Source organism: Hansschlegelia beijingensis, from assembly GCF_045505405.1.
GTDB lineage: Bacteria > Pseudomonadota > Alphaproteobacteria > Rhizobiales > Methylopilaceae > Methylopila > Methylopila beijingensis_A.
In genome coordinates this window covers 1-8,396 of the sequence record NZ_JBJKEX010000113.1, presented here as the reverse complement: position 1 = coordinate 8,396, position 8,396 = coordinate 1, and the positions used below count along the sequence as shown (strand labels likewise).

Genomic DNA, 8,396 nt, shown 5'->3' with positions numbered 1-8,396 from the left:
AAGACAGGCGTTCCGCCGGCCCGTAGCCGGGCGAGCTGACGGTCGATCTCCGCGTAAGGGTTGCCGGGCGCGTCCCACAGTCCGAGCCATGACACGGTGAGAAACAGGACGACGACCGCCAGGGCGGCGGCGAGCCAGGGCCAGGCGCTCTCCCAGAACAGAGCGAAGCGCGCTCGCCAGATGAGCGCCTCCAGCCTGGATTCACGCGGCGCGCCGCGCTCTTCGATCGCCAATCGCCGGTCTCCGACCCCCGCCGAGAACGCCCCCTAGGGAGACTTTAACACGGACCGTCCGGCGGCCACCACTGGCGCCCGCGCGGGGCCGCGCCGGTCAGGCGAGCCAGTCGGGGACGCTGTCGAGCGCGATCAGATCCTCGACCGACGGGCGCGGCCGGATCAGCGCGTAATTCGCCCCGTTGACGAGCGTCTCCGCCACGAGAGGGCGCGAATTGTAGGTCGACGCCTGGACGGCACCGTAGGCGCCCGCCGTCATCACCGCCAGCAGATCGCCCGGCTTCGGCAGCGGCATCTCGCGGTCGAGCGCGAGATAGTCGCCCGTCTCGCAAACCGGCCCCACAACGTCCACGCGCGCCCGCGGGGCGTTGGGAGCAGGCTCGGAGACCGGCCAGATCTCATGATGGGCTTCGTAGAGCGTCGGCCGGATCAGGTCGTTCATGCCGGCGTCGACGATCACGAAGGTCTTCTGCGCGCCCTGCTTCACGTAGATCACGCGCGTGAGCAGGATCCCCGCATTGCCGACGATCAGCCGGCCCGGCTCGAAGATGAGCTTGGCGTCGATCCCGGCCGTAAGCCGCTTCACCATCTCCGCATAGGCCGCCGGCAGCGGCGGCGGCTCGTTGCTGAGGCGATAAGGAATGCCCAGGCCCCCGCCCACATCCACGTGATGGATCGCGTGACCGTCGGCCCGGAGTTCTCCGACGAAGGCGACGAGCCGCGCGATCGCCTTCTCGAACGGCTCGAGGTCGGTGATCTGGCTGCCGATATGCATATCGACGCCTGCGACCGTCACGCCCCGCATCGCGGCCGCCTCGGCGTAGACCCTGCGGGCGACGTCGATCGGAACGCCGAACTTGGTCTCGGCCGACCCCGTGGAAATCTTGGCGTGGCTCTTGGCGTCGACGTCCGGATTCACGCGCAGGGCCACGGGAGCCCGGACGCCCTTCTGCTCCGCAATCTGCGACAGCAGCCGCAGTTCGGGCTCGCTCTCGACATTGAAGCAAAGGATGCCGGCGTCGAGCGCGGCCGCGAGTTCCTCGGCCGTCTTCCCCACGCCCGAGAAGGTGATCCGGTCGGCCGGCGCGCCAGCCCGAAGGGCCCGGGTGAGTTCGCCGCCCGAGACGACGTCCATGCCGGCCCCGAGGCGCGCGATGGTGGTCAGCACCGCCTGGTTGGAGTTCGCCTTCACGGCGTAGCAGACGAGGTGGTCGACCCCCGCGAACGCCTCGTCGAAAACCCGGACGTGCCGGGTCAGCGTCGCGGTCGAATAGACATAGGTCGGCGTGCCGGCTTCTTCCGCGATACGCGCGAGCGGCACGCCTTCGGCGCTGAGCGCGCCGTCCTGATAGTCGAAATGATGCATTCGGTCGGCCGTCCGGCGATCAGTTCAGCAGGCCGTCGAGGGCGAAAGGCCGCTGCGGCTTCTTCGGGCGCTTCTCGAGTTTCCCCTGCGCGTTCGGGACGGTCTCGAACTGCGTTCCGGGCGGAAACTCCGGATCGCCCTTCTTGCCGCAGGCGGAAAGCGCCAGCGCGGCGGCCAGCGCGGCGGCGACAGCTATGGTGCGGCTCGGCAAGGCTTCCCCCTAACGCGCTTCGCGCGGTCTTCAGCGCGCGAACGCTACGCCTTCTTTTCCAGCCCGGAGAGCTGTTTCGCAAGCGTGCGGCGCCAGCGCGCCGCCTGGCGGCGGACATTCGCCGGCGCGGTGCCGCCATAGCTGGTGCGGCTGCGCACCGAATTCCTGACCCCGAGGACGCCGAACACCTCCTCGGTGATCCGCGGCTCGATCTCCTGCATGACCTCGAGCGGCAGCTTCTCCAGGGCGACCTTGCGTTCGGCCGCGGCCGCGACGACCCGGCCGGTGACGTGATGCGCCTCGCGGAACGGCATGCCGAGCGCCCGCACCAGCCAGTCCGCCAGGTCGGTCGCGGTGGCGTAGCCTGCGCCCGCGGCGCGCCGCATGGCGGCCACGTCGGGCGTCATGTCCGTCACCATGCCGGCGGTCGCCGCGATGCACAGGTCGAGCGTGTCGAGCGCGTCGAACAGGCCCTCCTTGTCCTCCTGCATGTCCTTCGAATAGGCGAGCGGCAGCCCCTTCATGACGGTGAGCAGCCCGACCAGCGCGCCGACCACGCGGCCTGACTTGCCGCGCACGAGCTCGGCCGCATCAGGATTGCGCTTCTGCGGCATGATGGACGAACCGGTGGAGAACCGGTCGGACAGTCGGATGAAGCCGAACTGCGGCGTCGACCACAGCACGATCTCCTCCGCGAAGCGCGACAGGTGGCCGGCGCAGATCGAGGCCGCGGCCAGCGTCTCCAGCGCGAAGTCGCGGTCGGCCACGGCGTCGAGCGAATTGGCGGTCGGGCGGTCGAAGCCGAGCGCCTTCGCGGTCATCTCGCGATCGATCGGGAACGAGGTGCCGGCCAGCGCGGCGGAGCCGAGCGGCGACTCGTTGAGGCGCTTGCGGGCGTCCGCAAGCCTGCCGCGGTCGCGGCCGATCATCTCCACATAGGCGAGCAGGTGATGACCGAACGTCACCGGCTGCGCGCTCTGCAGATGGGTGAAGCCCGGCATGACGTCGCCCGCGTGCTTCTCCGCCTTCTCGACCAGCGCCTGCTGCAGCCGCAGCAGAGATACGCCGAGCGCGTCGAGCGCGTCGCGGACGAACAGGCGGAAGTCGGTCGCCACCTGGTCGTTGCGGGAGCGCGCGGTGTGCAACCGCCCGGCCACCGGGCCGACGATCTCGGCCAACCGGCTCTCGACGTTCATATGGATGTCTTCGAGGGCTCGCGAGAAGGTGAAGCGGCCGCTCTCGATCTCGCCCAATACCTGGTCCAGACCCTCGGCGATCGCGGCGGCGTCCTCCTGTGAGACCACGCCGGTCGCGGCGAGCATGGCGACGTGAGCCTTTGAGCCGCGGATGTCCTGGGCATAGAAACGGCGGTCGAAATCGATCGACGCGTTGATCGCCTCGAGGACCGCATCCGGGCCCTCGGCGAAACGGCCGCCCCACATCGCGTTGCTCATTGTCTGTCGCGTTCCTGGCCGGCTCCGGCGCCGCGCCGATCGAGGTTGAAGCCTATGTCCGAACCGCCGGCCCGCCCGCGTCGCCCCTACGCCCGCTGGGGCGCAGTCGCGGTCGTTCTCGCTCTTGGAGCAGGCGCGTTCGCCCTATACGGGATCGGCGGCCGGGACAAGGCCGCGGCCTGCGAAGCGCGCCCCGAGACGCTGGCGGCGATCCGCGCCGCCGCGGTCGGCGAACTCGCGGGAGTGGTGACGCCCTCGGCCCCGCGCCCGTTGCCCGCGGTGTCCTTCAAGGACGAGACCGGCGCGGATGTGGGCCTTGACCGCTTCCGGGGCAAGATCGTGCTGCTGAACCTCTGGGCGACCTGGTGCGCGCCCTGCCGCCGCGAGATGCCGGCCCTGGACGCGCTCGAACAGCAGAAGGGCGGCGCGGACTTCGCCGTCGTGCCGGTGTCTTTCGACCTCGGCTCCGTCGACAAGCCCAAGGCCTTCCTCAAGGAGATCGGCGCGCAGAACCTGCCGCTCTACGCCGACCCCTCGGGCAAGATGCTGCAGACGATGAAATCCGTCGGGCGCGGCAGCGGCCTGCCCACGACGCTGATCCTCGACCGTTCCGGTTGCGAGATCGCCTATCTGCCGGGCCCTGCCGAGTGGGCGAGCGCCGAGGGGGTGAAGCTCATCGACGCCGCGCTCGGCCGGTAGCTCCTCACGGCCTGACCAGGATCTTGCCTCGCGCCTCCCGCCTCGCGATGCGGGCTATCGCCTCGGGCGTCTCGGCCAGCGGCAGCACGACGTCGACATGGGCGGAGATCTGGTCGTCGACCGCCCAGTCGAACAGCCGAGCGAGCTCGGCCGCGTGCGCCTGCGGCTCCCGCCGCGCGTGCTCGCTCCAGAATACGCCGCGAATATCGGCGCCCTTCAGCATCGGCAGGTTGAGCGGCAGTCGAGGTATGTCGCCGGCTGCGAATCCGATCACCAGCAGACGTCCCCGCCAGGCAAGCGCGCGAACCGCCTGCTCGGTGAACGCGCCGCCGACCGGGTCGTAGACGACGTCCGCTCCCGCGCCGCCGGTCAGTTCCTTCAGCCGCGCCTTCAGGTCCTCGGACGAATAATCGATGATCTCGTCGGCGCCGCGCTCACGCGCGAAAGCCAGCCTGTCGGCAGACGAGGCGCATGCGATGACGCGGGCGCCGAGGAGCTTGCCGATCTCGACCGCGGCGAGCCCGACGCCGCCGCTCGCGCCCAGAACCGCCAACGTCTCGCCCCGCCGGAGTTCGCCGCGATCCGCAAGCGCATGCAGCGTCGTTCCATAGGCGATGATGAGCCCGGCGGCTCGGTCGAGATCGAGCTCCTCCGGCACCAACGTCAGCGCCTCGGCACGCGCGACGACCTTCTCGCGGCAGCCGCCATAGCCGAGGTAGCCGGCGACGCGATCTCCGACGACAAGCCCCTCGACCCTGGAGCCGACCGCGGAGACCCAGCCCGAAACCTCGCCTCCCGGCGAGAAGGGCAGCGCCGGCTTCGTCTGGTACTTGCCCTGGATGATCAGGGTGTCGAAGAAATTCAGCGCCGCGTAGGCGACGTCGATCACCACCTCGTCCGGTCCGGGCTCCGGGTCCGGCAGGTCGACGAGTTGAAGACGCTCAGGCGGACCGAGTTCGACGCAGACGACGGCTTTCACGGGCGATCCTTCAGACAGGCGGCGGGAAGGCCGCCGAGTTCAGGCTTCCGGCGCGGGCAGCAGCGTCTCCGGCATCGCGATCCGTGCGGGGCCCTATCGCGGCGTCCGCGGCGGTCGGCCTCCCGCCACAGCCGGCGTCGCGTCGCGCCCTATCTCGGAGAAGCGGACCGCCCATTACGGCTTCGCGAAACCGTCCTCCAGCGTTGGACGCTCCGCGGAGCGCGCACTAAAGCACGACCTTTTCGCCGAGGCTAACCTGCGCCGCATGGTCGAATTTTCTAAACTTTTTGACGTAATCTCATGCGCGACATGGGGCCTTCAGCGCCGAATGCGCCTTCGCAGCGCGCCCACTCTTCGATGCCCCGGCGGCCCAGCGCGCCGGGCGCCTGAAACGAAAGCGACGCCATGACAGACCGCCTCCGCCCTGCTCTCCTGCTCGCCGCTGGCCTGGCCGTCTGCGGCGGCGGCGGCGCCCTGGCTCAGGGGGCGCCAGCCGGCGTTCAACCGACCCTGCTCGGCGAATTCAAGGACTGGAACGCCTACGCGGCGCCTGTGAAGGGCGGCAAGGTCTGCTACGCGCTCGCCACGCCCGAGAAAGGCCGACGCAGATCGGCCAATCCGCCCGCCGGCGCGTACTTCTTCATCTCGAACCGCCCGCAGGACGGCGTGGTCAACGAGGTCAGCGTCATGCCTGGCTTCGCCCTGAAGCCTGACAGTCAGGTGGAGCTCGACGTCGACAACGCGCAGTTCACGCTGTTCGTACGCGGCGACGGCGCCTTCATGAGCTCGAATGAAGAGCAGCAGGCGCTGGTGAAGGCGATGCGCGAGGGCCGCAAGGACATGACCGTGAAGGCGGTTCCGGCGCGCGGTCGGCAGACGACGCAGAGCTACTCGCTGGCGGGCATCTCGGCGGCTCTCGACAAGATCAACGCGGAGTGCCGGCCGGCGGCGCCGAAGGCGCGCTAAGTCGGGGAAGCCTCACCGGCATCCGGGTAATCGACCTGCACGAGCGTCAGTCCGTCGGGCGGCGCGACGGGGCCGCAGGCGGAGCGGTCCGCCCGGGCGAGCGCGGTCGCCAGGTCCTCGGCGCTCCAGCGGCCAAGCCCGACCTGGACCAGAGAACCGGCCATCGACCGCACCTGATTGTGCAGGAACGAGCGCGCGTTGGTGCTGATCAGCACGGCGTCGCCCGAGCGTTCCACGTCGAGCCGGTCCAGCGTGCGCAGCGGGCTCGAGGCCTGGCAGGCCGCGGATCTGAAGGTCGTGAAGTCGTGCCGGCCGAGAAGCCGCTTGGCCGCGGCGTCCATCGCGGCGACGTCGAGCCGCTTCGGGACGCGCCAAGCGCGGCCGAGGTCGAGCGCGAGCGGCGGCCGCCGATCCACGATGCGATAGACGTAATGCCGGCGGATCGCCGAGAAGCGGGCGTCGAACGCCTCCGGGACCTCGGACGCTTCGAGCACCGCCACCGGGTGCGGGCGAAGATGCGCGTTGGCGGCGTCCCGCAGCACGTCCGGACGGACGCCGCGGGCGAGATCGACATGCGCCACCTGGCCTGAGGCATGAACCCCCGCATCGGTGCGGCCGGCGCCCTTTACGGTCACGGCCTCATGCGTGAACGCCGCAATCGCCGCTTCCAGCGCGCCCTGCACGGAAAGCCCGTTCGCCTGGCGCTGCCATCCGACGAAGGGTCGCCCGTCATACTCGATGATCATGCGGTAGCGCGGCATCGCGTCAGCCGAGCCGCGCGCCCGGCCCGAGACGTGCGCCGTTCAGGAAGGCGCCTGCGTCGACGGGGGCCTTGCCGGCGCGTTGCAGCAGCAGAAGCCGCACCGCGCCCTCCCCGCAGGCCACCGTCAGCCGGTCGTCGATGAGCTCGCCCGGCGCGCCTGCGCCTTCCGCGCGCGTCGCGCGAAGAACCTTGACGCGCTCAGGGCCGCGCGGTCCCGGCGCCTCGAACCATGCGCCGGGGAACGGCGAAAGACCGCGGATCTGGTTATGAACGACGCTGGCCGGGCGGCTCCAGTCGATCCGGGCCTCCGCCTTCTCGATCTTCGCCGCGTAAGTGACCCCGTCCTGGTCCTGCGGCCGAAAGGCGAGCCCGCCGCGCCCCAGCGCGCCGATGGCGCGCCCCATCAAGTCGGCGCCGAGCCGGCTCAGCCGGTCGTGCAGCTCTCCGGCGGTTTCGTCCGCCCCGATCGGAAGGCGCTCCGCAGCCGCGACAGGCCCGGTGTCCAGCCCTTCCTCCATGCGCATAACCATCACGCCCGTCTCCGCGTCGCCGGCCATGACGGCCCGCTGGATCGGCGCAGCGCCGCGCCAGCGCGGCAGCAGCGAGGCGTGCAGATTCAGGCAGCCGAGCCGCGGCGCGTCGAGCGCCGCCTTCGGCAGGATCAGCCCATAGGCGACCACCACGGCCGCGTCCGCCTGGTGCGCCGTGAAGACGTCGAGCGTCTCCTCCTCGCGCAGCGTCCGCGGCGTGTGGACCGGGAGACCGCAGCTCTCGGCGAAAAGATGGACGGGAGTTTTGGTGAGCTCCATGCCGCGACGGCCCGCGGCCTTCGGCGCCCGGGTGTAGACGGCCGCGATCTCGTGTCCCTGGCCGACGAGTTCGGACAGGGTGGGGACGGCGAAGTCCGGCGTTCCCATGAAGACCAGACGCAGCGTCATCCCTGCGCGCCCCGACCGCTCAGGACGCGACGGGCTCCGGCTCGCGCCGGTCGCGCTCCCGCTTCGGGAAAGAAGGCAGCTCCCCGACCGCCCGCGCCTTCTCGAACTTGCGGGTCACGCGATCCCGCTTGAGGCGCGAGATGTGGTCGATGAACAGCACGCCGTTCAGATGGTCGATCTCGTGCTGCACGCAGACCGCCAGCAGGCCGTCAGCCTCGAGCTCCTGCGGCTTCGCCTCGACGTCGAGGTAACGCACGGTCACACGGGCCGGGCGCTCGACCTCCTCGAAATATTCCGGGATCGAGAGACAGCCCTCGTCATAGACCTGCCGCTCCTCCGAGGCCCCGACGATCTCGGGATTGATCAGCACGAGCGGCTTCGGCTCCTCGTCCTGACCCGCGAGGTCGATCGTCACCACGCGCTTCTGCACGCCGATCTGGATCGCCGCGAGCCCGATCCCGGCCGAATCGTACATCGTGTCGAACATGGTCTGGACGAGCGCCCGCACCTCGGCGTCGCTGCGCTCAACGGGAGCGCTGACGAGCCTGAGCTTCGGGTCGGGCAGATAGACGAGCGGCGCGACTGCCATGTCTCAACGGGGGTGCGTGCGGGAGGATTGAAGACCGCCGATAGGGCCTTGCGTCCTGCGCGTCAACATGTTCATTATTTGTTCCATTTTCAAGGTCCGACATGGCTGAACAGGTCCTCTTCGTAGTCGCTGGCCGCCCGGTGACGTCCGGCGAGGCGCTGGCGGGGCTCGCCGCCGCCGCGGTCGCCGCGCTGTGCC

Annotated in this window: 10 protein-coding genes; 2 read left to right on the top strand and 8 right to left on the bottom strand. The window is 70.1% G+C overall.

Annotated elements, in window-relative coordinates:
* From ACIKT0_RS09225 to argH, 4 genes are all read right to left on the bottom strand, one after another.
* Positions 1-233: DUF4175 family protein (locus ACIKT0_RS09225; protein ID WP_407105066.1), on the bottom strand; the 233-nt coding region annotated here is incomplete at its 3' end.
* 97 nt (positions 234-330) lie between these two features.
* Entirely contained in the window at positions 331-1,599 is a 1,269-nt protein-coding gene (lysA, locus tag ACIKT0_RS09220; protein ID WP_407105065.1) for a diaminopimelate decarboxylase, read from the bottom strand.
* 19 nt (positions 1,600-1,618) lie between these two features.
* Entirely contained in the window at positions 1,619-1,810 is a 192-nt protein-coding gene (gene lptM / locus ACIKT0_RS09215; RefSeq protein WP_183394930.1) for an LPS translocon maturation chaperone LptM, read from the bottom strand.
* Positions 1,811-1,854: 44 nt separating this feature from the next.
* Positions 1,855-3,264: an argininosuccinate lyase gene (gene argH, locus ACIKT0_RS09210; protein WP_407105064.1), complete on the bottom strand. Its 1,410-nt coding sequence runs from the start codon at positions 3,262-3,264 to the stop codon at positions 1,855-1,857.
* A 54-nt stretch (positions 3,265-3,318) separates the two neighbouring features.
* Between argH and tlpA the strand changes: the two genes are divergently transcribed.
* Positions 3,319-3,963: a thiol:disulfide interchange protein TlpA gene (tlpA, locus tag ACIKT0_RS09205; RefSeq protein ID WP_407105062.1), complete on the top strand. Its 645-nt coding sequence runs from the start codon at positions 3,319-3,321 to the stop codon at positions 3,961-3,963.
* A 4-nt stretch (positions 3,964-3,967) separates the two neighbouring features.
* Here tlpA and ACIKT0_RS09200 read toward each other — a convergent pair whose 3' ends face one another.
* Positions 3,968-4,942, bottom strand: a complete 975-nt coding sequence (locus tag ACIKT0_RS09200) for an NADPH:quinone oxidoreductase family protein (RefSeq protein ID WP_407105061.1) — start codon at positions 4,940-4,942, stop codon at positions 3,968-3,970.
* 405 nt (positions 4,943-5,347) lie between these two features.
* On the opposite strand from ACIKT0_RS09200, the gene ACIKT0_RS09195 reads away from it, so the two are divergent.
* Positions 5,348-5,908 (top strand): invasion associated locus B family protein, encoded by a 561-nt coding sequence (locus ACIKT0_RS09195; RefSeq protein ID WP_407105060.1) that lies wholly within the window; start codon positions 5,348-5,350, stop codon positions 5,906-5,908.
* Here the strand turns inward: ACIKT0_RS09195 and truA are convergent.
* The 3 genes from truA to def are packed head-to-tail and all read right to left on the bottom strand — an operon-like array spanning position 5,905 to position 8,198.
* Positions 5,905-6,669, bottom strand: a complete 765-nt coding sequence (truA, locus tag ACIKT0_RS09190) for a tRNA pseudouridine(38-40) synthase TruA (RefSeq protein WP_407105059.1) — start codon at positions 6,667-6,669, stop codon at positions 5,905-5,907. The two genes, ACIKT0_RS09195 and truA, sit on opposite strands and share 4 nt — an antisense overlap.
* Positions 6,670-6,673: 4 nt before the next feature.
* Positions 6,674-7,609, bottom strand: a complete 936-nt coding sequence (fmt, locus tag ACIKT0_RS09185; protein ID WP_407105058.1) for a methionyl-tRNA formyltransferase — start codon at positions 7,607-7,609, stop codon at positions 6,674-6,676.
* 19 nt (positions 7,610-7,628) lie between these two features.
* Positions 7,629-8,198 carry a peptide deformylase gene (gene def / locus ACIKT0_RS09180; protein WP_407105057.1) on the bottom strand — a complete coding sequence of 190 codons (570 nt, stop codon included), beginning with the start codon at positions 8,196-8,198 and terminating at the stop codon, positions 7,629-7,631.
* Positions 8,199-8,396: the final 198 nt, after the last annotated feature.